This window comes from Cereibacter sp. Soil_C_27 (genome assembly GCF_057657095.1).
Window position 1 is genome coordinate 571,949 of the sequence record NZ_JBDGJD010000001.1, and the last position, 25,456, is coordinate 597,404.

General features: G+C 68.4%; 23 protein-coding genes. 15 read left to right on the forward strand and 8 right to left on the reverse strand.

Annotated features, from left to right (window positions below; all coding sequences use genetic code 11):
• The first annotated feature begins 52 nt into the window (after window positions 1-52).
• Window positions 53-847, forward strand: a complete 795-nt coding sequence (locus AC3A5Z_RS02920; protein WP_487517901.1) for an SPOR domain-containing protein — start codon at window positions 53-55, stop codon at window positions 845-847.
• 74 nt (window positions 848-921) lie between these two features.
• Here AC3A5Z_RS02920 and AC3A5Z_RS02925 read toward each other — a convergent pair whose 3' ends face one another.
• Both AC3A5Z_RS02925 and AC3A5Z_RS02930 read right to left on the reverse strand, forming a co-directional pair.
• Complete coding sequence (locus AC3A5Z_RS02925) at window positions 922-1,941, reverse strand: hypothetical protein (RefSeq protein WP_487517902.1); 1,020 nt, start codon at window positions 1,939-1,941, stop codon at window positions 922-924.
• A 67-nt stretch (window positions 1,942-2,008) separates the two neighbouring features.
• Window positions 2,009-3,640 carry an acyl--CoA ligase family protein gene (locus tag AC3A5Z_RS02930; RefSeq protein ID WP_487517903.1) on the reverse strand — a complete coding sequence of 544 codons (1,632 nt, stop codon included), beginning with the start codon at window positions 3,638-3,640 and terminating at the stop codon, window positions 2,009-2,011.
• Between the two features lie 99 nt (window positions 3,641-3,739).
• Between AC3A5Z_RS02930 and AC3A5Z_RS02935 the strand changes: the two genes are divergently transcribed.
• A complete protein-coding gene (locus AC3A5Z_RS02935; protein WP_487518618.1) occupies window positions 3,740-4,678 on the forward strand; it encodes a DMT family transporter in 939 nt (312 codons plus the stop codon).
• Here AC3A5Z_RS02935 and AC3A5Z_RS02940 read toward each other — a convergent pair.
• Window positions 4,648-5,253, reverse strand: coding sequence for a thymidine kinase (locus tag AC3A5Z_RS02940; RefSeq protein ID WP_487517904.1), 606 nt, complete (start codon window positions 5,251-5,253; stop codon window positions 4,648-4,650). The two genes, AC3A5Z_RS02935 and AC3A5Z_RS02940, sit on opposite strands and share 31 nt — an antisense overlap.
• Window positions 5,254-5,522: 269 nt before the next feature.
• Entirely contained in the window at window positions 5,523-6,869 is a 1,347-nt protein-coding gene (locus tag AC3A5Z_RS02945) for a DEAD/DEAH box helicase (protein ID WP_487517905.1), read from the reverse strand.
• Window positions 6,870-7,233: 364 nt separating this feature from the next.
• Between AC3A5Z_RS02945 and AC3A5Z_RS02950 the strand changes: the two genes are divergently transcribed.
• Window positions 7,234-7,707 (forward strand): BrnA antitoxin family protein, encoded by a 474-nt coding sequence (locus AC3A5Z_RS02950; protein ID WP_487517906.1) that lies wholly within the window; start codon window positions 7,234-7,236, stop codon window positions 7,705-7,707.
• Window positions 7,708-8,013: 306 nt separating this feature from the next.
• Here AC3A5Z_RS02950 and carB read toward each other — a convergent pair whose 3' ends face one another.
• Window positions 8,014-11,343, reverse strand: a complete 3,330-nt coding sequence (gene carB / locus AC3A5Z_RS02955) for a carbamoyl-phosphate synthase large subunit (protein WP_107664117.1) — start codon at window positions 11,341-11,343, stop codon at window positions 8,014-8,016.
• 193 nt (window positions 11,344-11,536) lie between these two features.
• On the opposite strand from carB, the gene AC3A5Z_RS02960 reads away from it, so the two are divergent.
• The 4 genes from AC3A5Z_RS02960 to AC3A5Z_RS02975 all read left to right on the forward strand — a co-directional run bounded on the left by AC3A5Z_RS02960 (window position 11,537) and on the right by AC3A5Z_RS02975 (window position 16,068).
• On the forward strand, window positions 11,537-12,679 hold the full coding sequence (locus tag AC3A5Z_RS02960; RefSeq protein ID WP_487518619.1) for an aminodeoxychorismate synthase component I: 1,143 nt from the start codon (window positions 11,537-11,539) through the stop codon (window positions 12,677-12,679).
• Complete coding sequence (locus AC3A5Z_RS02965; RefSeq protein ID WP_487517907.1) at window positions 12,622-13,269, forward strand: aminotransferase class IV; 648 nt, start codon at window positions 12,622-12,624, stop codon at window positions 13,267-13,269. Before AC3A5Z_RS02960 ends, AC3A5Z_RS02965 begins: the two co-directional genes overlap by 58 nt.
• A 252-nt stretch (window positions 13,270-13,521) precedes the next feature.
• The gene (gene aspS, locus AC3A5Z_RS02970) at window positions 13,522-15,297 is read left to right on the forward strand and encodes an aspartate--tRNA ligase (RefSeq protein WP_487517908.1); all 1,776 of its coding nucleotides are present in this window, start codon (window positions 13,522-13,524) and stop codon (window positions 15,295-15,297) included.
• 60 nt (window positions 15,298-15,357) lie between these two features.
• A complete protein-coding gene (locus AC3A5Z_RS02975) occupies window positions 15,358-16,068 on the forward strand; it encodes a GNAT family N-acetyltransferase (protein WP_487517909.1) in 711 nt (236 codons plus the stop codon).
• Between the two features lie 3 nt (window positions 16,069-16,071).
• Here the strand turns inward: AC3A5Z_RS02975 and AC3A5Z_RS02980 are convergent, their stop codons facing one another.
• Window positions 16,072-16,806, reverse strand: coding sequence for a response regulator (locus AC3A5Z_RS02980; RefSeq protein WP_487517910.1), 735 nt, complete (start codon window positions 16,804-16,806; stop codon window positions 16,072-16,074).
• 216 nt (window positions 16,807-17,022) lie between these two features.
• Here AC3A5Z_RS02980 and mce point away from each other — a divergent pair, with 216 nt between their 5' ends.
• Both mce and AC3A5Z_RS02990 read left to right on the forward strand, forming a co-directional pair.
• Complete coding sequence (gene mce / locus AC3A5Z_RS02985; protein ID WP_487517911.1) at window positions 17,023-17,427, forward strand: methylmalonyl-CoA epimerase; 405 nt, start codon at window positions 17,023-17,025, stop codon at window positions 17,425-17,427.
• On the forward strand, window positions 17,424-17,696 hold the full coding sequence (locus AC3A5Z_RS02990; protein WP_487517912.1) for a DUF1467 family protein: 273 nt from the start codon (window positions 17,424-17,426) through the stop codon (window positions 17,694-17,696). The genes mce and AC3A5Z_RS02990 overlap by 4 nt, the downstream gene beginning before the upstream one ends.
• A 3-nt stretch (window positions 17,697-17,699) precedes the next feature.
• Here AC3A5Z_RS02990 and AC3A5Z_RS02995 read toward each other — a convergent pair whose 3' ends face one another.
• Together AC3A5Z_RS02995 and AC3A5Z_RS03000 are read right to left on the reverse strand one after the other, a co-directional pair.
• Window positions 17,700-18,389, reverse strand: a complete 690-nt coding sequence (locus AC3A5Z_RS02995) for an EI24 domain-containing protein (protein WP_487518620.1) — start codon at window positions 18,387-18,389, stop codon at window positions 17,700-17,702.
• Window positions 18,389-18,967: a nitroreductase family protein gene (locus AC3A5Z_RS03000; RefSeq protein WP_487517913.1), complete on the reverse strand. Its 579-nt coding sequence runs from the start codon at window positions 18,965-18,967 to the stop codon at window positions 18,389-18,391. The genes AC3A5Z_RS02995 and AC3A5Z_RS03000 overlap by 1 nt, the downstream gene beginning before the upstream one ends.
• Before the next feature lie 275 nt (window positions 18,968-19,242).
• Here AC3A5Z_RS03000 and AC3A5Z_RS03005 point away from each other — a divergent pair, with 275 nt between their 5' ends.
• Genes AC3A5Z_RS03005 through AC3A5Z_RS03030 form a run of 6 tightly spaced genes read left to right on the forward strand, consistent with a single transcriptional unit; the run spans window position 19,243 to window position 25,454 of the window.
• Window positions 19,243-20,835: an ABC transporter substrate-binding protein gene (locus AC3A5Z_RS03005; protein ID WP_487517914.1), complete on the forward strand. Its 1,593-nt coding sequence runs from the start codon at window positions 19,243-19,245 to the stop codon at window positions 20,833-20,835.
• Window positions 20,836-21,906 (forward strand): ABC transporter permease, encoded by a 1,071-nt coding sequence (locus AC3A5Z_RS03010; protein WP_487517915.1) that lies wholly within the window; start codon window positions 20,836-20,838, stop codon window positions 21,904-21,906.
• On the forward strand, window positions 21,903-22,805 hold the full coding sequence (locus AC3A5Z_RS03015) for an ABC transporter permease (RefSeq protein ID WP_487517916.1): 903 nt from the start codon (window positions 21,903-21,905) through the stop codon (window positions 22,803-22,805). Before AC3A5Z_RS03010 ends, AC3A5Z_RS03015 begins: the two co-directional genes overlap by 4 nt.
• A 1-nt stretch (window position 22,806) precedes the next feature.
• The gene (locus tag AC3A5Z_RS03020) at window positions 22,807-23,631 is read left to right on the forward strand and encodes an ABC transporter ATP-binding protein (protein ID WP_487517917.1); all 825 of its coding nucleotides are present in this window, start codon (window positions 22,807-22,809) and stop codon (window positions 23,629-23,631) included.
• Complete coding sequence (locus tag AC3A5Z_RS03025; protein WP_487517918.1) at window positions 23,631-24,386, forward strand: ABC transporter ATP-binding protein; 756 nt, start codon at window positions 23,631-23,633, stop codon at window positions 24,384-24,386. The genes AC3A5Z_RS03020 and AC3A5Z_RS03025 overlap by 1 nt, the downstream gene beginning before the upstream one ends.
• Window positions 24,387-24,389: 3 nt before the next feature.
• Window positions 24,390-25,454, forward strand: a complete 1,065-nt coding sequence (locus AC3A5Z_RS03030; RefSeq protein ID WP_487517919.1) for a dipeptidase — start codon at window positions 24,390-24,392, stop codon at window positions 25,452-25,454.
• Window positions 25,455-25,456 lie beyond the last annotated feature (2 nt).

Genomic DNA, 25,456 nt, shown 5'->3' on the forward strand with positions numbered 1-25,456 from the left:
CATGCTGCGTGCCTTTACCCTGTCGCTTGTGGCCAGTCTGTCCTGTGCCGGTATGACACTTGCGCAAGAGGTTCCCGCCGGTGCGGGGCCAAGCGAGCAGCCCCCGGCAGCGTTTTCGGGCGCGCAATATGTCGACAGCCGCGGCTGCGTCTTCATGCGCGCGGGCTTCGGCGGCGAGACGACCTGGGTGGCGCGGCTGACCCCGGACCGGACGGTGCTTTGCGGCTACCCGCCCAGCGTGGCGAGCGCGACACCCGAAGCGCCGGTCGAGGAGACGGTGGCCGGCGTGGCAGCGCCGGCCGCCGCCCCGCCGCCTCCCCCGCCCGCTGCCGCCGAGGCCCCGGTGCGTCGCGTCGCCCGTCAGGCCACCCAGCGGCGCGCTTCGGTCAAGGCCCCGGCCCGGGCTGTGGTCCAGGCCCCGGCCGAGCCCGCGACCTGCCCGGAGGATGCGCCCTATCGCGGCACCTTCGAGGCGCGGGATGGGGTCGTCATGGGCATCTGCTCCTCCGATCCGCGCCGTGGCGTGCGGGTGGCGACGGTTCCGATCCCGGCATTGGTGCCGGAGCATATGACGGGGCCCATCGTGTTGCGCGGCGGGGCGCTGCCACCGCTGCCTGCAACGGTCCGGGCCTTCGTGCAGGTCGGCACCTATGCCGAGCCTGCCAATGCCACGGGCGCCAAGGCGCGGATCTCGGATCTGGGGCTTCCGGTGGCCGGGATGCAGGTGCGGCAGGGCAACAGGCCGCTGCAGGTGGTGCTGGCGGGGCCCTTCAACGACACTGTGCAGCTGCGCGCGGCGCTTGTCGCGGCGCGGCACGCGGGCTTCGGAGACGCCTTCATCAGATAGATTACGGGACGGCAAGAAAAAGTCGGGCAGAACGAACCTTGCGCCCCATCGCTCGCGGTGGGGCGTCTTTCTTTTCAGTCCTGGCAGATGCCTTGCAAGCTTATCCAATCGCCGTCGGTCAGCACCGGCTCGGGCGAGCCCGCCCGGAACGGGTCGGCCTCGACGAGGGGCAGCACGGATTCGCCGCTCGCGTCGCGGGCAAAGGCATAGGGCGAGCTGGAGATCCCTGCCGCCTCGAACGCTCCCAGCAGCCGGTCCTCCGCCACCGGGGCAGGGGTCTCGCGCAGCATCTGCGCGGCGTAGCCCTCCACCGCCTCCTCGGGCAGGGCGCCGCTGGTCAGCAGCCGGAAGGTGGCGCTGGTGCCGGCATAGTCGAGCAGCGGGATCAGCGGATCGACCTCCGCCATCCGTGCCGCCTCCTCCAGCGCATAGCCCGCCACCGCCTCCGGCCCGTCCTGCCGCTCGATCATCGCGCGGCTCAGCAGGATGCGGCCGTCGGGCAGATGCGCGCTGGTGGTCAGCGCCTCGGGCATGACCAAGAGCGGCGCCGCCTCGGCGCCGAAGATCCGCGCCGTCAGCCGCTCCACCGCCCTCGCGCCCAGAGGCTGCTCGCAGGGCATGCCGCTCAGCCTGATCATGTCCTCCAACGCCATGCGCCCGATCTCGGCCCGCGTCGCCGGGGGCACGACCGAGGCGGTATGCGTCACCAGCGCGCCGGGCATCCAGAAGATGCCGAGCCCCAGCACCAGCACCGTGATCCCGCCGAAGATCGAGTTGCGCAGCCGCCCCGGATGCGGCTGGGTCGAGACCAGCGCCTGATGCACCGTGTCGAGCGCCGCGATCATGTCGGTATCGTCCAGCTCCAGCGTCTCGTCGGCATCGGGGCCGGGGGCATAGAGCGCCGGCAGCTCGCCCGGGTTCAGCCGCTCGACCGCCGGAAGCGACCAGTGCGACAGGGCAAGCTCGGTGCGCGGGTCGGACATGGTGAGCGAGGCCTCACCGAAGGAGACCACCACCTCACGACGCTGCGCATCCGGCGCATGGCGCCAGAGCCCTGTGCATTCGAGTTTCTGATACTTCGTCAGCGCCGTCATGCGGTGATGCGGCCTTCGTCTGGACTGCTCTCGCGGCGACAGTAACGTGCTTGAACGGCGGTCACAATCACTTGGCGGACAGCCTTGCCACGGCACGCAGCTCGTATTTCTGAATCTTGCCGGTCGAGGTCTTCGGCAGCTCGCAGAAGATCACCTGTTTCGGCGTCTTGAACCCGGCCAGCCGCGCCCGGACGAAAGCGATCAGCTCCGCCTCATCCGCCGTCTGGCCGCGCTTCAGCTCGACGAAGGCGCAGGGCACCTCGCCCCAGGTCTCGTCGGGCTTGGCCACGACAGCGCAGAGGCTGACCGCCGGATGATGCATCAAGGCCCCCTCCACCTCGACCGAGCTCACGTTCTCGCCGCCCGAGATGATGATGTCCTTGGCGCGGTCGGTGATCTTGATATAGCCGTCGGGGTGCTGGAAGGCGATGTCGCCGGTGCGGAACCAGCCGCCCTTGAAGGCCTCGGCCGTGGCTTCCGGGTTCTTGAAATACCCTTTCATCACCATGTTGCCGCGCAGCGCGATCTCGCCCAGATGCGCCGCGTCGCGCGGAACGGGCTTGCCATGTGTGTCATGCACATCCGCCCCTTCCAGTGTCGGCATCGCCACCCCCGTCCGCGCCTTCAGCGCCGCGCGCTCTTCGCCCGCCGCCGCGTCCCATTCCGGCTTCCAGGTGCATTCGGTCGCCGGGCCATAGACTTCGGTCAGCCCATAGACCTGTGTCACGTTGAAGCCCAGAGGTTCAACCGCCGCCAGCGTCGCCGCAGGCGGAGGCGCGCCCGCGGTGAAGACCTCGACCACATGCGAAAAGGGACGGCGGTCCTCCTCGGCGGCGTTGATGAGCGCGTTCAGCACGATCGGCGCGCCGCCGAAATGCGTCACGCCTTCCTCGGCGATGGCGGCATAGATCGCCTTGGCGGTTACATCACGGCAGCAGACCAGCGTGCCGCCCAGCATCGGCACCATCCAGGTGTGGCACCAGCCGTTGCAATGGAACAACGGCACGATGGTCAGATAGACGGGGTAGAGCACCATCCGCCACGAGATCGCATTGCCCATCGTGGCGAGATAGGCGCCGCGGTGGTGATAGACGACGCCCTTGGGCCGCCCCGTCGTGCCCGAGGTGTAGTTCAGCGCGAGGCTCTCCCACTCGTCCTCCGGCATCACCCAGGGCGCCCAGGGGCTGCCCTGGGCCAGCAGATCCTCGTAGGTCGGGTGCTCCCCGGTCGGGCTGAAGCCGGAGTCGCGGTCGGCCACTTCGACGATCTGCGGCGCCGCGCCCTCCAGAGCCGCGCAGGCGGCCTTCGCCAGCCCGAGGAAAGCCGTGTCGCAGAGGATCAGCTTCGCCCCGCCATGGCCGAGGATATAGGTCACCGTGTCGACATCGAGCCGGGTGTTGATGGTGTTGAGCACCGCGCCGCAGGCCGGCACCCCGAAATGCGCCTCGGCCTGCGCCGGGACATTGGGCAGCAGCGTCGCCACCACATCGCCGGGCCGGATGCCCATCGCGGCAAGACCCGAGGCAAGCTGGCTGACGCGGGCGTGGTACTCGGCATAGCTGCGCCGGGTTGCGCCATGCACCAGCGCCGTGCGCTCGGCATAGACATCGGCGGCGCGCGCCAGATGCGACAGCGGGGTCAGCGGCGCGTGGTTGGCGGCGCATTTCTCCAGACCGCGTTCATCTGCCAGCCATCCCATCGGTGATCCTCCCGCAATGAACCAGAAAATGTCGCATACTGGCGCGCAGTCTGGCCTCTGGCGCGGTCTTAGGGAAGAGCCAAGACGAGGAACATGCCGATGATTTCCCCCGACCGCACGCTGGCCGCCGCAGGGTTCATCCTGATCTATGCGATGGTGATCGGCTTCACCGACAATTACGTCAGGGTCATCGCTGCCGAGGCCGGGCTCTGGCAGTTTCACCTGACGCGCTCGATCATGGCGCTGGCCCTCCTGGGGCTCGTCGCCATCCCGCTGCGGCTGCGGCTGCGCCCGGTGAACCGGCGGGCGGTGCTGGCGCGCTCGGCGATCCACGGGGCGGCGATGCTGATCTATTTCGGCGCGCTCGCCTTCCTGCCGGTGGCGCAGGTGGCGGCGGGGCTTTTCACCGCGCCGATCTTCGTGCTGCTGATCTCGCGCTTCGCCTATGGCCACCACATCGGCCCGATCCGCATCCTTGCCGTCGGTGTCGGCTTTCTCGGCGTCGTGCTGGTGCTGGGACCGAGCGCGGCGGGCGAGGCGTCGCTCGCGGCGCTGCTGCCGGTGCTGGCGGGACTGCTCTATGCGCTGGGAAACATCGCGACGCGCGAATGGTGCCCCGAGGAAAGCGCCGAGACGCTGCTGGGCGGCTTCTTCGCGGCGCTCGGCGTGCTGGGCGCCCTGGGACTTCTGGTCCTGACGCTGGCGCCGATGGCGGTCAGCGAGGGGGCGGCAGGCTTCCTGCAGCGCGGCTTCGTCTGGCCCTCGGGCGGCTTCTGGTTCTGGACCTTCGTTCAGGCCGCGGGCTCGCTGCTGGGGGTCGGCATGATGATCCGCGCCTACCAGGTCGCCGCGGCCAGCCGGGTCTCGGTCTTCGAATACATCATCCTGCCCGCTTCTGCCTTCTGGGGCTGGCTGCTCTGGGGTGAATACCTGACGCCGATGGCCGTGTTGGGAATGGCGCTGATCGCCAGCGCCGGGGGGATGATCGCGCTTCGGGCGCAGGTGCCTCAGGCGGTCACGCCACCGCCTGCGGTCTGATCGCTCATCGCCTCGCGCCAGTGGCGGCGGCAGAGCGAGACATAGGTCTCGTTCCCGCCGATCTGCACCTGATCGCCCTCGCGCAGAGGCCGCCCGTCGGGACCCTTGCGCACCACCATTGTCGCCTTCTTGCCGCAGAAGCAGATGGTGCGCACTTCGCGCATCTCGTCCGCCCAGGCCAGAAGCGCGCCCGAGCCGGGGAACAGCTCGCCGCGGAAATCCACCCGCAGCCCGTAGCACATCACCGGCACGTTCAGCTCATCCACCGTCTGCGCCAGCTGCCAGACCTGACGCTGCGACAGGAACTGCGCCTCGTCGATGAAGATGCAGGCCACGGGGCCGAGCGTCAGCCGCGCCGCGATCTTGGCGTAGAGATCCTCGTCGGGCGCGAAAGTGTCGGCCTCCTCGGCGATGCCGATCCGGCTGGCGATCCGGGCCTGACCGGCGCGGTTGTCGAATTGCGCGGTGATCAGATAGGTCGCCATGCCGCCCTCGCGGTAATTGTGCGAGGCCTGCAGCAGCGCGGTCGATTTGCCCGCGTTCATTGTCGAGTAATGGAAGTAGAGTTTTGCCATCCGCGCAGATAGCCCGCAGGGGCGCCGGGGTGCAAGATGGGCAAAGCAGCAAAGGGAGTGTTCGGCAGGCCGTCGACTGAGCAGCGGGTGAAACCGGGCTCCCTTTGCGCAAAGCTTTGGTACTCGTAAACAAAACCTCCGGCGCTGCAGTCGCCGGCAACTCGTTACAACTCCGGCGGGCCGGACCCCCATTATGGGGTATCGGCCATCGGAAGGCTTGGCGGAATCGCTGCCTGCGGCAACCGGAAGCAGGCGGCGATCCCGGGGTGTCAGGCCGCGGTGCGGTTGCCGCTGCGGCGCGGACGGAAGGCCTTGCGCGGGGCGTCGGTGCCGCCCTCGGGCCGCGCGGGCTTCTGGCCCTGCGGCTTGGGCTTGCCCTGACCGGCGGGCTTGGCGCCCATCGGCTTGCCATGGCCCATCGGCTTGCCGCGACCCTGACCGCCCCGGTTCTGGCCCGGACGCGGCGCGGCAGCGCCCGCGTCCATCGCCCAGGGCGCGCCACCGAGCACCGGGATCGGCTGTTTCAGCAGCTTTTCCACCGCCTTGAACTCGTCCATCTCGGCCGGTGCGCAGAAGGCGACCGCCTTGCCCTCGGCCCCGGCGCGCGCGGTGCGGCCGATGCGGTGGACGTAGTTCTCCGGCACGTTCGGCATGTCGTAGTTGTAGACGTGCCGCACCCCCGAGATGTCGATGCCGCGCGCCGCGACATCGGTCGCCACCAGCACGTCGAGCGTGCCGTCGCGGAACTCGCTCAGCGTGCGCTCGCGCTGGTTCTGGCTCTTGTTGCCGTGGATCGAGCCGGCCTTGAAGCCCCAGCTGACCAGCAGCTTCATCAGCTTCTCCGACCCGTGCTTGGTGCGGCCGAAGACCAGCGCCATCTCGCCCGGGTGCTGCTTGAGGTAGGTCTCCAAGAGCTTGGCCTTGTCGCCCTGCGGGGTGAAGTGCACGCCTTGGACAATCTTTTCAATGGGTTTGCCCGGAGGAGCGACCTGCACCTTGATCGGGTCGCGCAGATAGGTCTGGGCCAGATCCTCGATCAGCTTCGGCATGGTGGCCGAGAACAGCAGCGTCTGGCGCTTCATCGGCAGGTGCTTGGCGATCTTCTTCAGCGCATGGATGAAGCCCATGTCGAGCATCTGGTCGGCCTCGTCCAGCACCAGATAGCCGGTCATCTCCAGCGTCAGGGCGTTGCGATCGAGCAGATCGATCAGGCGACCGGGGGTCGCGACCAGCACGTCGGCGCCGCGGGCGAGCTTTTCCGATTGGCGGAAGATCGAGGCGCCGCCGGTGATCGTGACCACCTTGACCGGGGTCCCCTTGGTGAAAACCTCAAGGTTGTCAGAGATTTGGCTGACCAGTTCCCGCGTCGGGGCGAGGATCAGGGCGCGGACGTTGCGCGGGCCCGGCGGGTGGCCGATGTCGAGCAGGCGGTGCAAGAGCGGCAGGCCGAAGGCCGCCGTCTTGCCGGTGCCGGTCTGGGCCAGACCCATGAGGTCGCGGCCCTGCATGATATGCGGGATCGCCTGGGTCTGGATCGGCGTCGGCGTGGTGTAGCCGGCCTTTTCCAGACCTTTGGTGAGTTTCGGGCTGAGGCCGAGGGCGTCGAATGTGGACATTTTGTGCTTTCAAATGCGGGACTTGTCCCGCCGGAAGGGGATCTGGCCGCCACGACGCGACAGCCGGCAGAAGGGGCGGCCAAAGTCTCGCGCACATAGCCGGATGCCACACGCGCCGATCTGGTCGCGGTGCCCCTGCGTGAAGGTGGGAACCTGGATCACCTGCCCTGGACCGGATTCCGGGTTGGAATGCGGGACGGCTGCTCACGCGGCAGCGGGCGTCGGTTGAGGGGGAGATGAGGCCTTTCGCCCCCGAAGTCAAGGATATGATTCCGATGCACGGGCGATGCACGGCCCATGCAGATGGTGGGAGAGGCGGATTTTAACCGATTTGTCGAAGGATTCGCGGCGAAGGGAGATGCCGATGACCGATCTTTCGAAGCAGAGCGCCCGGCAGCGCGAGAACTACTACTACATGGCCGATGCGATGCGGCGGCTGGAATACGACCTGCACCAGTCGATCGAGGACACCGGCCGCATCCCGCCCGAGTGGTTTGCCATCGCCCGCGCGCGGACGCCGAAACGCAAGGTCCGGGTGACGCTGGGGCTGGAGGAGGACGTGCTGCGCTTCTTCAAGTCGATGGGCGCCGGGCACGGTCCGCGCATCAACGAGGTGCTGCGCGTCTACATGCACGCGCGGCTCGCCGGCGTGATCCGCGGGGCGGAGACGGCGGACTTCTACCGCCAGCGCGAAGGGGCGTATGACGGCGAGCGGCCAAGGTGGGGCGACACGGCGCGGGAGCTGGGGGAGGACGTGCCGGAGGCGCCGGGAGAGGCGGAGCGGGAAGCGCGGGAGGCGCTCAGGGCGCGGATGCGGCGGATGAGTGAGGAGGGGTGAGGGTGTGGTGCGCAATGAATGCGCACCCTACGGGGTGGGCTTGGTTGCGCGGGGAGGGGTGGGGTGGAAACCCGCCCTAGAGGGGGGGCGCAATGAATGCGCACCCTACGGCGTGGGGAGCAGGGGTGGGTTGGAAACCCACCCTACGGGGGTTGCCTCTCGCCCGGCCCGCCGCTTGCGCGGCGGGCGTTCGGCGCTGACGATCTTCCACTGGAAGATCGTCCGGGCGCGCCTCTCCCAGCCCTCCGCTCGCGCTCCGGGCGTTCGAGGCTGGCGATCTTCCACTGGAAGATCGCCGGACGCCTCTCACCCCTGCAGCGTCCTCACCCCGTAGCCTTCACCCCGGGCCTTCATCGCCTCGACCGCCGCGATGCTTGCCGCCGCCGTGGTGAAGTAGGGGATCTTGTCATACAGAGCGACCGCCCGGATGTCCCGCGAGTCCGACACCGCCTGCGAGCCCTCGGTGGTGTTCAGGACCAGCGCGATCTCGCCGTTCTTCAGCATGTCGACGATGTTCGGACGGCCTTCGTAGACCTTGTTCACCCGGGTCGCGGCGATGCCCTGCTCGGAGAGCCAGCCCGCCGTGCCGCGGGTGGCGATCAGCTCGAAGCCCATCGCGGTGAGGTCGCGGGCGGCGGTGGCCAGCGCCGGGGACTTGTCGGCATCCTTCACCGAGAGGAAGACGCGGCCCTCTTCCGGCAGGTGGGTGCCGGCGCCCATCTGCGCCTTGAGGAAGGCCAGCGCGAAGCTGCGGTCCCAGCCCATCACCTCGCCGGTGGAGCGCATCTCCGGCCCGAGCAGCGTGTCGACGCCGGGGAAGCGGGCGAAGGGCAGCACCGATTCCTTGACCGAGAACCACGGGGTGATCGGGTCGGCGAGGGTCAGCGGGTTGGCGAGCGGCAGGTCGGTGTCGGGGCCGACGCCGGCGGGATAGGCCTCGCGCAGCGGGAAGTTCGACAGCGGCTCGCCGGCCATCAGCCGGGCGGCGATGGAGGCGATGGCCGAGTCGGTCGCCTTGGCCACGAAGGGCACGGTGCGGCTGGCGCGGGGGTTCACCTCGAGCACGAAGATCTCGCCGTCCTTGATGGCGAACTGGACGTTCATCAGCCCCTTGACGTGCAGGGCGAGGGCCATCTTTTCGGTCTGCAGCTTCAGCTCGGCGATGGTCTCGGCCGAGAGCGAGTGCGGCGGCAGGCAGCAGGCGCTATCGCCCGAATGCACGCCGGCTTCCTCGATATGCTCCATGATCCCGGCGACATGCACCGCCTCGCCGTCGCAGAGGCAGTCCACATCCACCTCGATCGCGCCGGCGAGATAGCTGTCGAGCAGCACCGGGCTGTCGCCCGAGACATGCACCGCCTCGCGGATGTAGCGCTCGAGCTGGGCGTCGTCGCGCACGATCTCCATGGCGCGGCCGCCGAGGACGTAGGAGGGCCGGATCACCAGCGGGTAGCCGATGCGGCCGGCGATGGCGAAGGCCTCGTCGCGCGAGCGGGCCATGCCGTTGATCGGCTGGCGCAGATCGAGCTTGTGCAGCAGTTGCTGGAAGCGCTCGCGGTCTTCGGCGAGGTCGATGGCGTCGGGGGTGGTGCCGAGGATCGGGATGCCCTCGTCATGCAGGGCATTGGCCAGCTTCAGCGGGGTCTGGCCGCCGAACTGGACGATGACGCCGTGCAACGTGCCGTTGTCCTGCTCCACCCGCAGGATCTCCAGCACATGCTCCAGCGTGAGCGGCTCGAAATACAGCCGGTCCGAGGTGTCGTAGTCGGTCGAGACCGTCTCGGGGTTGCAGTTGATCATGATGGTTTCATAGCCGGCCTCGGTCAGCGCGAAGCAGGCGTGGCAGCAGCAGTAATCGAACTCGATGCCCTGACCGATCCGGTTCGGGCCGCCGCCGAGGATGACGACCTTCTTGGCCGCGGAGGGACGGGCCTCGCATTCCACATCGCCCATCACCGGGGATTCGTAGGTGGAATACATGTAGGGGGTCTGGGCCTCGAACTCGGCGGCGCAGGTGTCGATGCGCTTGAACACCGCGGTGACGCCGAGGTTGCGGCGGGCGCGGCGCACCTGCGCCTCGTCGCGGCCGGTCAGCGTGGCGAGCCGGGCGTCGGTGAAGCCGAGCATCTTCAGCTTGCGCAGGCCGTCGGCCTTCAGCGGCAGGCCCTTGGCCCGCACCTCGGCCTCGGCCTCGAGGATCTCGCGGATGCGCGAGAGGAACCACGGATCAAAAGCGGTGGCAGCTTGGATGTCGTCGTCGGACAGCCCGTGGCGCATGGCTTGCGCGATGAGGCGCAAACGGTCGGGGGTCTGGGCCGAGATCGCCTTGATGACGGCGGCCTTGTCGGGCGCGCCCTCGATGGCGATCTCGTCGAAGCCGGTGAGGCCGGTCTCGAGCGAGGCCAGCGCCTTCTGGATCGACTCGTGGAAGGTGCGGCCGATGGCCATGACCTCGCCGACCGATTTCATCGCGGTGGTGAGTTCGGGTTTGGAGCCGGGGAATTTCTCGAAGGCGAAGCGCGGGATCTTCACCACGACATAGTCGATGGAGGGCTCGAAGGAGGCGGGCGTCACCTTGGTGATGTCGTTGTCGAGCTCGTCCAGCGTGTAGCCGACGGCGAGCTTCGCCGCGATCTTGGCGATCGGGAAGCCGGTGGCCTTGGAGGCCAGCGCCGAGGAGCGCGAGACGCGCGGGTTCATCTCGATCACCACCATGCGGCCATCTGCCGGGTTGATCGCCCATTGCACGTTGGAGCCGCCGGTCTCCACCCCGATCTCGCGCAGCACGGCGATCGAACCGTTGCGCATGATCTGGTACTCCTTGTCGGTCAGCGTCAGCGCCGGGGCGACGGTGATGCTGTCGCCGGTGTGCACGCCCATCGGGTCGATGTTCTCGATGGCGCAGACGATGATGGCGTTGTCCTTGCGGTCGCGCACCACCTCCATCTCGAATTCCTTCCAGCCGAGGAGGGATTCGTCGATCAGCACCTGCGCCACCGGCGAGGCGTCGAGACCGGAGCGGACGATGCGCTCGTAATCGTCGCGGTTGTAGGCGACGCCGCCGCCGGTGCCGCCGAGGGTGAAGGCGGGGCGGATGATGGCGGGCAGGCCCACGTATTCGATGGCGGCGATGGCCTCGGCCACGCCGGCGCTGATGTCATATTTGCCGTTCGGCAGTTTCGGCGCGGCGACGATGGTCGCCTTGGGGTTCTCCAGCCCGATGCGGTCCATCGCCTCGCGGAAGAGCTTGCGGTCTTCCGCCATTTCGATGGCTTCGCGATTGGCGCCGATCAGCTGGACGTTGAACTTTTCCAGCACACCCATGTCGGCCAGCGCCAGCGAGGTGTTCAGCCCGGTCTGCCCGCCCATGGTCGGCAGCAGCGCGTCGGGGCGTTCCTTCTCGATGATCTTGGCGACGACCTCGGGGGTGATCGGCTCGATATAGGTGGCGTCGGCCAGACCCGGATCGGTCATGATCGTGGCGGGGTTCGAGTTCACCAGAATGACGCGGTAGCCCTCTTCGCGCAGCGCCTTGCAGGCCTGTGCGCCCGAGTAGTCGAACTCGCAGGCCTGACCGATGATGATGGGCCCTGCGCCGATGATCATGATCGACTTGATATCGGTTCTTTTCGGCATGTTGGGCCCCACAGCTATGTTCCCGGGGCCAAAGGGCCGCAGGATGTCCGGATTCTTACGCTCTGCGCAAATTGGCGCGGTTATAGTCGGGTGGCGGCGCGGCGCAACCCTGTTCCGATGGGTCGCGCGCGGCCTGTGCCTTGGCCGGGGGGCGTGCTAGATGCGGCCCACGGACGGCAAGGCGGAGTTGGGCGTGATCCTGTGCGAAAATGGACCCTCGGGCGGGCCGGTGCTGTTTTCCGGCGCGGCGGAGCATGTCGTCGCCTGGGAGCCTCACGAGGTGGAGCCCGCGCTCGCCCGGCTGGAGGCGTTGCGCGCCGAGGGGGCCTGGCTCGCGGGCTATGCCGCCTACGAGGCCGGGCTGGTCTTCGAGCCGCGGCTGGCGGGGCTGATGCCGGCGGATCGCGAGGGGCCGCTCTTGGCCTTCGGGGCCTATGACGGGCCCGGCGACCCGGCGGCGCTTCTGGCACAGGCGGCGGCAGAGGCCGGCGCGGCGCGGCTGGGGCCCTTGCGGCCGCTGGTGGACCGCGCGGGCTACGACCGGGCCTTCGCCGCGGTCGCCGACTATATTGCGGCGGGCGATGTCTATCAGGTGAACCTGACCTTTCCGATCGAGACGCGGCTGGAGGCGGGCACGGCGCTCGGGCTCTACGGCGCGCTCCGGGCGCGGCAGCCGGTGGGCCATGGCGGCTATTGCGACATGGGCGCCGGGCCGGTGGTGGTGTCGCGCTCGCCCGAGCTGTTCTTCGCCTGCGACGCCGAGGGGGGCATTTCCACCCGGCCGATGAAGGGCACCGCGCCGCGCCACCCCGATCCGGCGCGCGATGCGGCGCTGGCCGAGGAGCTGCGGCTGTCGGAGAAGGGCCGGGCCGAGAACCTGATGATCGTTGATCTGTTGCGCAACGACATCTCGCGGCTCTGCGCCGTGGGCTCGGTGAAGGTGCCCGAGCTCTTCGCGGTGGAAAGCTATGCCACGCTGCACCAGATGGTGAGCCGGGTGGTCGGGCGGCTGGAGGGGCGTCCCGGGCTTGGCGCGCTGATTGCGGCGCTGTTCCCCTGCGGCTCGGTCACCGGCGCGCCGAAGATCCGGGCGATGCAGATCATCCGCGAGGTCGAGCCCTTCCCGCGCGGGGCCTATTGCGGCGCGCTGGGATGGATGGCGCCGGATGGACGCGCCGCCTTCAACGTGGCGATCCGCACGCTGCGGCTGTTCCAGGGCGGGCGGGTGCGGCTGAACGTGGGCGGCGGGGTGGTGCAGGATTCCACCGCGCAGGGCGAATGGGAGGAAGCGCTGTGGAAGGCACGTTTCGCGGAGCTGCCGGCGACGACACCCTGAGGCTGATCGAGACGCTGGGCTGGGATGGCGCGGTTTTCCCGCGCGAGGAGCGGCATCTGGCGCGGCTGGCCCGCGCCGCCGCGCGCTTCGGCTGGTGCTGCGACGGCGCGGCGCAGGCGCTGCGCGCGGCGGCGCCCGAGGGACCGGCGCGGATGCGGCTGACGCTGGCCGCCAGCGGGGCGATCGAGGTGACGGCTGCGCCCCTGCCGCCGGGCAAGCCCATCTGGCGGCTGGGGCTGGCCGAGGCGCGGCTTGCCTCGGACGATCCCTGGCTGCAGGTGAAGTCGAGCCGCCGCGCCGCCTATGACGCGGCCCGCGCCGCGCTGCCGCCCGGGCTCGACGAGCTGGTCTTCCTCAACGAGCGGGGCGAGGTCTGCGACGGCACGATCACCACGCTGTTCTTCGACGCAGGCGAGGGTCTCCGCACCCCGCCCTTGTCCTCGGGCCTTCTGCCCGGCGTGCTGCGCGAGGAGATGCTTGCCGAGGGCCGCTGCCGCGAGGCGGTGCTGCAGGGCGCCGATCTCGGGCGCGCCCAACTCTGGCTCGGCAACTCGCTGCGCGGGCTGGTGCGGGCCGACTGGGCAGGCTGAGCCCATTTTCTGTCTGAAAATATCCCCGCCGGAGGCGCACGCTTCCTCCGGGCGTTCCCGCTGCCAGTGAAGCGGAGGCGCGTGCCGCGCCACGCCTTTGCCTCGCCTGCGCGGCAAGCCGCTTGGCTCGGGCGCGCTTCGCGCGGGAGTATCGCTGCAAGGAAGAAGCGGAAGGGCGGGCGGGCTTGACTTCGGGCCTGCGCGCGTGTGTATCGGCGCGAAATGAAATCGAGCCTCGGAAAGGGGAGCGTGATGCACGCCTATCGCAGCCACACTTGTGCGGAACTGAATGCAGGACATGTCGGTCAGGACGTGCGGCTTTCCGGCTGGGTGCATCGGGTGCGCGACCATGGCGGGGTGCTGTTCATCGACCTGCGCGACCATTACGGCATCACCCAGGTGATCGCCGACAGCGACTCGCCGGGCTTTGCCGCGCTGGAGGGCGTGCGCGCCGAATGGGTGGTGCGGATCGACGGCGTGGTGAAGGGGCGCGATGCGAGCCTCGTGAACCCCAAGTTGCCGACCGGCGAGATCGAGGTCTATGCCAAGGGCGTCACCGTTCTCGGCGCCTCGGACGAGCTGCCGATGCCGGTGTTCGGCGAGGTGGATTACCCCGAGGAGACGCGGCTGACCTATCGCTTCCTCGACCTGCGGCGCGAGAAGCTGCACCGCAACATGATGCTGCGCTCGAACGTGGTGCGCTCGATCCGCAACCGGATGTGGGATCAGGGCTTCAACGAGTTCCAGACGCCGATCATCACCGCCTCCTCGCCGGAAGGGGCGCGCGACTTCCTGGTGCCGAGCCGTCTGCATCCGGGCAAGTTCTACGCCCTGCCGCAGGCGCCGCAGCAGTTCAAGCAGCTGATCATGGTGGCGGGCTTCGACCGCTATTTCCAGATCGCCCCCTGCTTCCGCGACGAAGACCCGCGCGCCGACCGCTCGCCCACCGATTTCTACCAGCTCGACCTCGAGATGAGCTTTGTCGAGCAGGCGGATGTCTTCGCCGCGGTGCAGCCGGTGATCCAGGGGATCTTCGAGGAATTCGCGCCGGGCAAGACCGTCTACCCCGACTGGCCTCTGATCGCCTATCGCGATGCGCTTCTGTGGTACGGATCGGACAAGCCGGACCTGCGCAACCCGATCAAGATGCAGATCGTCAGCGAGCATTTCGCGGGTTCGGGCTTTGCGATCTTCGCCAAGCTTCTCGAGACCGACGGCACCCAGGTGCGGGCGATCCCGGCGCCGGGCGGCGGGTCGCGCAAGTTCTGCGACCGGATGAACGCCTTCGCCCAGAAGGAAGGTCTGCCGGGGATGGGCTATATCTTCTGGCGCAAGGCCGAAGATGGCAGCATGGAGGCCGCGGGGCCGCTGGCCAAGAACATCGGGCCGGAGCGGACCGAGGCGATCCGGCAGCAGCTGGATCTGGGCGAGGGCGATGCGGCCTTCTTCCTTGGCGGCAAGCCCGAGCAGTTCGAGGCGGTGGCGGGGCGGGCGCGCAACGAGATCGGCCGCGAGCTGGGGCTGACCGAGGAGAACTGCTTCAAATTCGCCTGGATCGTCGATTTCCCGATGTACGAGAAGGATGCCGACGGCAAGATCGACTTCTCGCACAACCCGTTCTCGATGCCGCAGGGCGGGCTGGAGGCGCTGCAGGGCGATCCGCTGCAGGTCTATGCCTATCAGTACGACCTTGCCTGCAACGGCTACGAGCTGATCTCGGGCGGGATCCGCAACCACAAGCCGGAGATCATGTTCAAGGCCTTCGAGCTTGCGGGATATCCGGCCTCGGAGGTGGAGAAGCGCTTCGGCGGGATGGTGAAGGCCTTCCGTTACGGCGCGCCGCCGCACGGCGGTTGTGCGGCCGGGATCGACCGGATCGTCATGCTCCTGGCCGAGGAGGCCAATATCCGCGAGGTCATCATGTTCCCGATGAACCAGCGCGCGGAAGACCTGCTGATGGGCGCGCCCTCGGAGCCCCTGAACGAGCAGCTGCGCGAGCTGCGGCTGCGCGTGGTGCCGAAGGACTGAGGCCGTTGCCGCGGCGCCTTTCCCCGCGCATAAACGGGGGAGAGGCGCGGGGAGAGCGGGATGCGGAAGAGCTTCGGAGCAGAACTGACGGGATGGGTGGCGCCGCCCGCGCCGGAGGGCGCGGTGCTGGAAGGGCGCCATGCCCGGCTGGAACGGCTCGACGCCGATCAGCATGCGGCCGATCTGCACAGGGCTTTCGGCGACGATGACGGGCTTTGGGACTACATGGGCTACGGGCCCTTCGGCTCGGCGGCGCGCTATCACCGCTGGGTGAAGGACCATGCCGCGGGAGCCGACCCCCTGTTCTACGCGATCCGCGACCGCGAGACCGGGCATTGCGGCGGGGTTGCGAGCTATCTGCGCGTGGCCCCCGAGCAGGGCAGTCTGGAGATCGGGCATATCGTCATCGGGCCGGAGATCCAGCGCGGCCGGGTCTCGACCGAGGCGCTGTATCTCATGCTGCGCTGGGCCTTCGAGGCAGGCTATCGCCGGGTCGAGTGGAAATGCGATGCGCTGAACCTCGCGTCGCGCCGGGCGGCGGGGCGGCTGGGGTTCAGCTATGAGGGGCTGTTCCGGCAGGCGGCGGTGGTGAAGGGCCGCAACCGCGACACGGCCTGGTATTCGGTGATCGACGGCGAATGGCCGGGGCTGCGCGAGGCCTATGAGGTCTGGCTGGCGCCGCGCAATTTCGACGCCGAGGGGCGGCAGCGCGAGCGGCTGTCGGATCTGACGCGGCTGGTGCGCGGCGGGGCAGACCCTTTGCTGCGCTGAGGCTCAGAGCGTGCTGCTGCTGCGGATGCGGTCTTGCAGCAGGATCGCCAGCGGTTCGAGCGCGGCAGGGCTGTGAAGGGTGGCGCGGGCGGCGCTGTCGAGCGGGGGATCATGGCTGATGCGGGCGAGGCCCGCGACGAAGGCGGCGAGATAACCCGTCACCTCGGGGTCGGGCCGGGCTTCGGCGGCGAGCCAGGCGGTGAGTTCGGCGGCATGCAGCAGGTCGTCGCGCAGGGCCAGCGGATCGGGGGCGAGCGGCTGGTCGCCTGCCGCCTCGGCAGGGGCGGGGCGGTCGGGCAGCAGGGCCGCGACGCGGCGCTGGAAGCTGGCGAGGCTGTCGAGCGGCTTGGCGAGGAAGGCCTGTGCGCCGGCGTCGAGCGCGATCTGCCCGAGGTCGGGATCGCCGCTGGTGGCGAGGATCGGCGGGGCGCCGGGGCCGGAGCAGGCGAGATCGCGGATCAGGGTGAGGCCGCTGCCGTCGGGCAGGCCGAGATCGACGATCACCGCATCGGGCCGGTAGGCGCGCAGATGGGCGCGGGCGGCCTGCAGGGTTTCGGCGCGGCGCAGCCTGCAGCCGGACCGCTGGCAGAGAAGGCGCAGCGCCTCGGCGGCGAAACGGCTGTCCTCCACCCCCAGAAGCACGGCGCCCTCGAGCGGCAGGCGCGAGCGCAGCCCCGAGAGGCGCGGGGCGGCGGGCAGGATGACCGGGCTTTCGGGCGTGAGATGCGGGCGGGGCATGGCGGGCCTTGGGCGAAGGATGCCCTGCGATAGGCTGCGAAGGCTAAGATCGGGTAAAGCGCCGCGGCGCGCGCGCCGGAAGGGGCAAAATTTCTGCGAAATTTTGGGCGCCGGGCGGGGATGCGGCGCGCGAGGCGAAAAGGGGCGCGGCAGGCTGGCCCTTGCCTCGCGGGGGGCTTGCCCGCATATACGGGCAGGTTTGTGAGGAGTGCAGGGATGATCGGACGGTTGAACCACGTCGCCATCGCGGTGCCGGATCTGGACGCGGCGGCGGCGCAGTATCGCGACACGCTGGGCGCCGATGTCGGCCCGGCGCAGGACGAGCCGGAGCATGGGGTGACGGTGGTCTTCATCACCCTGCCCAACACCAAGATCGAACTGCTCTACCCTCTGGGCGAGGCCTCGCCGATCCGGGGCTTTCTGGAGAAGAACCCGGCGGGCGGCATCCATCACATCTGCTATGAGGTGGAGGATATCCTCGCGGCGCGCGACCGGCTAGCCGCCTCGGGCGCGCGGGTGCTGGGGACGGGGGAGCCGAGGATCGGCGCGCATGGCAAGCCGGTGCTGTTCCTGCATCCCAAGGATTTCAACGGCTGTCTCGTGGAGCTCGAACAGATATGACCATCACCGCCGCCGTCGTGCTGTTCTCGGTTTCCTGGTTCATGGTGTTCTTCATCGTGCTGCCGCTGCGCTTCGAATCGCAGGAGGAGGCGGGCGAGGTCGTGCCCGGCACGCCGCGCTCGGCGCCCGCGGGCTTCGTCGTGCGGCGCAAGGCGATCATCACCACGCTGGTGACGATCGTCGTCTGGCTGGTTCTGGCGGGGATCATCCTGTCGGGGGTGATCTCGGTCGACCTGCTGGAGCGGCTGACCTGGGGCGTCGAGCCCTGAGGCTCAGCCCTGCCGGTTCAGCCGGTGGAAGAGATGGGTGAAGGTGGCGGCCCCGAGGACCGGCACCAGAAGATTGACCAGGGGGATCGACAGCGGGATCGCCATCAGCGTGCCCGCGGCCCAGACCCGGCCCGCATGGCGGCTGCGCAGCGCCTTCGCCCCCGCGGGACCGAGCCGGCGCATGGCGACCAGGGTGAAATATTCGCGCCCGAGCAGGAAGCCGTTCAGCGCCCAGAACACCACCGGCACCAGCGGCCCGGCGAAGAAATAGAGCACGATGGCCACGAGGTTCACCGCGATCAGCAGGGCGAAGAAATTCGCGCTGTCGATGAGCTGGTCGCCGAAGCCAAGCTTCAACGCGGGGGGCAGGCCGGGATAGTGCCGGTCCTCCACCGCCTGCGCCACGTCGTCGAGGAAGAAGCCCGAGAAGGCCGAGGCGACCGGGATCATCAGGAAGACCGAGAGCCCCAGCATCAGGAGGGCCGAGCCCCAGCCGAGGATGTCGTCGAGCCCGTTGAAATCACCGACGAGGGGCAGGGTGACGGCGTCGGGCACGAAGCTCTGCAGCCCCCAGAGCACCAGCGCATAGAGCGCGATCAGCAGCGCCAGCGACAGGGCAACGCCCAAGAGCACCACCCGGCGGAAGCGGCGGTCGCCGAGCTGGGACAGCGCCTTGGCGAAATCCGACAGGATCATGCCTGCACCCATGTGACGAGGGTGGCGAGGTCGGGGCGCGGGCGTTCGGGCGGGGCGGCGGTCTCGCTGCCGAGATGGACGATGCCCGCGACGATCTCCTGCGGGGCGAGGCCGAAGGCTTCGGTGACGAAGCCGCGGTCATGTGCGACCCAGCCGGACAGCCAGTTGGCGCCCCAGCCCGCCGCCTCGGCGGCGTTCAGCAGGCCAAGGCAGACCGCCCCGGCCGAAAGGGTCTGCTCGATCTCGGGCACCTTCTCGGAGGGCTTGGGGCTGGAGACCACCACCACCGCCAGATGCGAGGCGTCGAACTGGGCGCGTCCCTTGGCGCGGCGCTCGTCGTCGAGCCCGAGCGCGGTGGCACGGGCTTCGGCCAGGGCGGCCATCCGCGGCATGGCGGCCTTCTCCAGCACGATGAAGCGCCAGGGTTCGAGCTTGCCGTGATCGGGGCAGCGCGCCGCCGCGGTCAGCAGCGGCAGCAGCGCCGCGCGGTCGGGCGCGGGGGCGGCGAGGGTCTTGGCCGGGCGCGAGCGGCGCGCCAGCAGGAAATCGAGGACGGCGGGGTTGGGGATGGGCATCGGCGTCTCCTTTGCCGCGATGTTGGGGATCGGCGCGGCGGGGTCAAGCGGCAAGCCCCGACCGCGCCTGCGATTTTCGATCGCTGCCCCTGCGCGCCGAAGCCGCGCGGATTTTCCGTTTGGGGGCATTCGGAAAATTCCCGCCGCTGAAAGCGCAGGCGGCGAACGCGTGGCTCTTGACACCCTCGGGAGGCGGGGGCCTAACTTGGCGCTGGCCCGTGGGTGCGGCATCGTGCCCGGCAGGAGCCACTGAAAACATCGACAGGGGGTTACCAATGTTCATCCGAGCACGCCTGATGGCGACCGCGGCGATTGCCGCGCTGACGCTGACCGCAACGGGGCCGCTGCTTGCGGCGACACCGGACGACACGATCATCCAGGCCTATACGCTGGATGACATCATCTCGCTCGATCCGGCGGAAGTCTTTGAATTCACGGCCTCCGAGATCATCGGCAACAGCTATGAGCCGCTGATCGGCTACGAGCTCGACGACGTGTCGAAGATCTTCGGCGTGGTCGCGGAAAGCTGGGAGCTGTCCGAGGACGGCATGACCATGTCGTTCAAGATCCGCGAAGGAAAGACATTCGCCAGCGGCAACGACCTGACCGCCGAGGACGTGGTGTTCAGCCTCGTGCGCGCCGTGAAACTCGACAAGTCGCCCGCCTTCATCCTCGGCCAGTTCGGCCTGACCGCCGACAATGTCGACGCGATGATCAAGCAGACCGGCGACTATTCCTTCGACTTCACGATGGACAAGGCCTATGCGCCGACCTTCCTGCTCTATTGCCTGACCGCGACGATCTCTTCGGTGGTCGACAAGGATCTGGTGATGGAGAACGAGGTCGACGGCGACTTCGGCTACAACTGGCTCAAGACCAACTATGCCGGCTCGGGCGCCTTCACCATCCGCGAATGGCGCGCCAACGAGGCTGTGGTGATGGAGCGCAACGACAATTACGACGGGCCGAAGCCCGCCATGGCGCGCTCGATCTACCGCCACATCCCCGAGGCCGCGACGCAGCGTCTTCTGCTGGAGCAGGGCGACATCGACGTGGCGCGCGACCTTCTGCCGGAAGAGCTGGACGCGCTGTCCTCCAATCCCGACATCAAGATCGAGAAGGGCGTGAAGGGCACGCTGTTCTATCTCGGCCTGAACCAGAAGAACGAGTTCCTGTCGAAGCCGGAAGTGCGCGAGGCGATGAAATATCTCGTCGATTACGCCACGATCGCCGAGACCATCGTCAAGGGCAAGATGGAGGTCCACCAGACCTTCCTGCCGTCCGGCATGCTGGGCGCGCTGGAAGAGACGCCCTACTCGCTGAACGTGGAAAAGGCCAAGGAACTGCTGGCCTCCGCCGGTCTGGCCGACGGTTTCACCGTGACGATGGACACGCGCAACACGCCCGACGTCACCGCCATCGCGCAGGCGATCCAGCAGACCATGGCCATGGCTGGGATCACGCTGGAGATCATCCCCGGCGACGGCGGGCAGACGCTGGAGAAATACCGCGCCCGCACGCATGACATCTACATCGGCAACTGGGGCCCGGACTATCAGGACCCCCATACCAATGTGACCTTCGCGCAGAACCCCGACAACTCGGACGATGCGGCCGCCAAGCCGCTGGCCTGGCGCAACTCGTGGGAAATCCCGGAGATGACCACGAAGGCCGACTCGGCGGTGCTGGAGCGGGATTCGGCCAAGCGGGTCGAGATCTATCACGAGCTGCAGCAGGAGCATCTCGAGACCTCGCCCTTCATCATCATGTTCCAGGAAAGCGAAGTCGTGGCGATGCGCTCGAACGTCGAGGGCTACATCATCGGCCCGTCGTTCAACGACAACTCCTTCCGGGGCGTGACGAAATAAATGGCGGAGTTCGCGCCAAAGGTGGGAGGGCGCGGCAGCGCCCTCTCGTTCTGGCTCTGGAAGGCGGTGAAGCTCGTCCTGACGGTGGCGGTGACCTTCCTCGGGCTGCTGCTCATTACCTTCCTCATCAGCCATGTCATGTCGGTCGATCCGGTGCTGCGGGTCGTGGGCGACCGCGCCAGCCAGTCGACCTATGACGCGATGTATCTGCAGATGGGGCTCGACAAGCCGATCTGGCAGCAGTTCTGGATCTATCTCCAGAAGGTGCTGAGCGGCGATTTCGGCAATTCCTTCCTGACCAAGAAGCCGGTGATGGGCGATATCGCCCGGGCTTTCCCGGCGACGCTGGAGCTGGCCACGGTGGCGATCCTGATCGGGACGCTGGTGGGCGTGCCGGTGGGCGTCTGGTCGGCGGTGAAGGCGGGCAAGGCCTTCGACCAGATCGTGCGCGTGCTGGGCCTCGTGGGCTATTCGGCGCCGATCTTCTGGCTGGGCCTGCTGGGGCTTCTGGTGTTCTACGCGAACCTGCAATGGGTGGCGGGACCGGGGCGGATCGACATCGCCTATGAATATTCCTTCACCTCGGTCACCGGGCTCATGCTGCTCGACACGGCGATGCAGGGCGAATGGGCGGCCTTCGGCAATGCCTTTTCGCATATCATCCTGCCCGCCTCGCTTCTGGGATATTTCTCGATGGCCTATATCAGCCGGATGACCCGCAGCTTCATGCTGGCGGAACTGGCGCAGGAATATGTGACCACGGCCCGCGTCAAGGGCGTGCCGGAGTGGCGGATCATCTGGGTGCATGCGCTGAAGAACGCGGCGGTGCCGCTGGTGACGGTGATCGCGCTGAGTTACGCCGGGCTTCTGGAAGGCTCGGTGCTGACCGAGACGGTCTTCGCCTGGCCGGGGCTCGGGCTTTACCTGACCAACAGCCTGCAGGTGGCCGACATGAACGCGGTGCTGGGCGGGACGCTGGTGATCGGCGCGATCTTCGTCGGGCTGAACCTGCTGTCTGACCTGCTCTATTCGCTCCTCGATCCGCGCGTGCGGCGGCAGGTGCGCAAATGACCCGGCGCGAATGGCTTCTGAGCGACTATCCGCAGTCGCGCCGTCAGGCGCGGGCGGGGCAGAGCTACCGCACCTGGCTCGCACTGAAATCCAACCGTCTGGCCATGGTCGGGCTCTGGATCGTGCTGGCGCTGGTGGCGATGGCGGTCTTCGCGCCGTTGATCGCGCCCTACGACCCGCTGATCGGCGGCGACCTCCGGCTCGACCGGCTGCAGCCGCCCTCGTGGGAGCACCTGATGGGCACCGACGATCTGGCGCGCGACATCTTCAGCCGGGTCCTGCATGGCGCGCGGCTGACGCTGATGGTGGTGGCGCTGGTGGCGGTGATCGCGACGCCGATCGGCCTCGCCATCGGCACCACGGCGGGCTATCTCGGCGGCTGGGTCGATGTGGTGCTGATGCGGGTCACCGACATCTTCCTCGCCTTCCCGCGGCTGATCCTTGCGCTGGCCTTCGTCTCGGCGCTGGGGCCGGGGATCGAGAATGCGATCATCGCCATCGCGCTCACCTCTTGGCCGCCCTACGCCCGGCTTGCCCGGGCCGAGACGCTGACCATCCGCGACAGCGATTTCATCAACGCGGCGCGTCTGCAGGGCGCCTCGCGGCTGCGCATCCTCTGGGGCCATGTCACGCCTTTGTGCCTGTCCTCGGTGATCGTGCGGGTCACGCTCGACATGGCGGGGATCATCCTGACCGCCGCGGGGCTCGGCTTCCTCGGGCTCGGCGCGCAGCCGCCGCAGCCGGAGTGGGGGGCGATGATCGCGGGCGGGCGGCGCTTCATCATCGACTACTGGTGGGTCGCCACCATGCCGGGCATCGCCATCTTCGTCGTCTCGCTAGGCTTCAACCTGCTGGGTGACGGGCTGCGCGACGTTCTCGATCCGAAAGCGGTGAAATGACATGAGCCTTCTCGAGGTCGAAGACCTGCGCATCTCCTTCCCCACCCGGCAGGGCCCGGTGGAGGTGGTGCGCGGTGTGACATTCTCGCTCGGGCGCGAGCGGCTGGGGATTGTCGGCGAAAGCGGCTCGGGCAAGTCGCAGACCGGGCGGGCCATCCTCGGGCTGACCCCGCCGCCGGGCAAGGCCACGGCGAAGCGGCTGGAATTCGACGGCATCGACCTGCGCGACGCCAGCGCCGCCAAATGGCGCTCCTTGCGCGGCATCCGGCTGTCGATGGTGATGCAGGACCCCAAGTTCAGCCTCAACCCGGTGATGACCATCGGGCGCCAGCTGATCGAGGCGGCGCGGCGCACCTCGTCGCGGTCCGAGTCGAAGGACCGGGCGATGGCGATGCTGGAGGCGGTGCAGATCCGCGACCCGGCCCGCGTCTTCAAGACCTACCCGCACGAGCTGTCGGGCGGCATGGGCCAGCGGGCGATGATCGCCATGATGCTGATCACCGAGCCCGACCTGCTGATCGCCGACGAGCCGACGTCCGCGCTCGACGTCACCGTGCAGATCGAGGTGCTGCGCATCCTCGACCGGCTGGTGAACGAGCGCGGCATGGGGCTGATCTTCATCAGCCACGATTTGCGGCTGGTCTCCAGCTTCTGCGACCGGGTGCTGGTGATGTATGCCGGGCAGGTGGTGGAAGAGGTGAAGGCCTCGGAACTGAAACAGGCGCAGCATCCCTATACGCAGGGTCTCTACAACTGCCTGCCCCGGATCGAGGGCGGCCAGCGCCCGCTTCCGGTGTTGCAGCGCGAAGCCGGGTGGGCCGTCTGATGGCGATGATCGAGGTTTCCGACCTGCATGTGGTCTTCGGCACATCGGTCCATGCGGTGCGCGGCGTGTTCTTCGAGGTGGCGGAAGGCGAGAGCTACGGCATCGTCGGCGAGAGCGGCTCGGGCAAATCGACCGTGCTGCGCGCGATCTGCGGGCTGGCGCCGACCTCCTCGGGCGCGGTGCGCTATGACGGCGCCGCGCTGAAGAGCCCGCGGCAGGCCGATTTCTACCGCCGGGTGCAGATGGTGTTCCAGGACCCCTATGCCTCGCTCCACCCGCGCCACACCATCGACCGGGTGCTGTCGGAGCCCTTGGCGATCCACGGCTTCACCGACCGCGAGCGGCGGATCGAGCAGGCGCTGGAGGATGTGGGGCTCGGCAAGGGCTTCCGCTTCCGCTATCCGCACCAGCTTTCGGGCGGCCAGCGCCAGCGCGTCGCCATCGCCCGCGCGCTGATCCTCGAGCCGCGCGTGCTCTTGCTCGACGAGCCGACCTCGGCGCTCGATGCCTCGATCCAGGCCGAGGTGCTGAACCTGCTCGACCGGATCAGGACCGAGCGCGGGCTGACCTATATCCTCGTCAGCCACGATCTCGCCGTGGTGGCGCATATGTGCGAACGGCTGCTGGTGATGCAGCACGGCAAGGCGGTCGAGGAGCTGACCCGCGCCCGGCTGCAGGCCCGCGAGGCCACCCAACCCTATACCCGCGATCTGCTGCTGGCCTCCGAGGGCTATCGGCCCCTTCAGGATGCCTGACGAATGAGTGACGTGCTTCCGGTCTTCGACGGCCACAACGACTTCCTGCTGCGCCTTCTGCGCGACCCCCGCAGCCGCGAGGCGATCTGGCTGACCGGCAATGGCAAGGGCCATCTCGACCTGCCGCGGATGAAGCAGGGCCATTTCGCCGGCGGCTTCTTCGCCATCTACATCTCCTCGCCGCAGGCGCATGATTCGCCCGACTTCGAGGCGATGATGAACAACCCGCCCTTCGACCTGCCGCTGCCCGCGCTGATCGGCCATGAAGAGGCGCAGCCGGTGGCCCTGGCCATGGCCGGGCATCTGCTGTGGATGGAGCGCGCCTCGGACGGCGCGTTCAAGGTCTGCCGCACGGTGGCGGAGCTGCGCGACTGTCTGGCGAGGGGCGTGATCTCGGGGATCATGCACATGGAGGGGGCCGAGGCGATCGGCCCGGATCTCGACGCGCTCTACGCTTTCCACGCCATGGGCCTGCGCTCGCTCGGTCCGGTCTGGAGCCGCCCGACCGTCTTCGGCCATGGCGTGCCCTTCCGCTTTCCGGGCGATCCCGACACCGGCGAGGGTCTGACCGAGGCGGGCAAGGCGCTGGTCTCGGCCTGCAATGCGCTGAAGATCATGCTCGATCTCTCGCATCTGAACGAGAAGGGCTTCGACGATGTGGCGCGGCTGTCGGATGCGCCGCTGGTCGCCACCCATTCCAATGCCCATGCCGTCACCGCCTCGACCCGCAACCTGACCGACCGTCAGCTGGCGATGATCCGCGAGAGCCGGGGCATGGTGGGGCTGAACTACGCCACCTCCTTCCTGCGCCCCGACGGGCGGCAGTCGGCCGACATGGGCTGGGAGCCGATGCTGCAGCATCTCGACCACCTGATCGACCGGCTGGGCGAGGATCACGTCGGGCTCGGCTCCGACTTCGACGGCGCGACGATCCCGCAGGGCATCGGCGACGTCACCGGCCTGCCGGCGCTGCAGGCGGCGATGCGGGCGCATGGCTATGACGAGGCGCTGATGAAGAAGCTCTGTTACGAGAACTGGTTCGCCGTGCTGGAGCGGACCTGGGGCTGAGC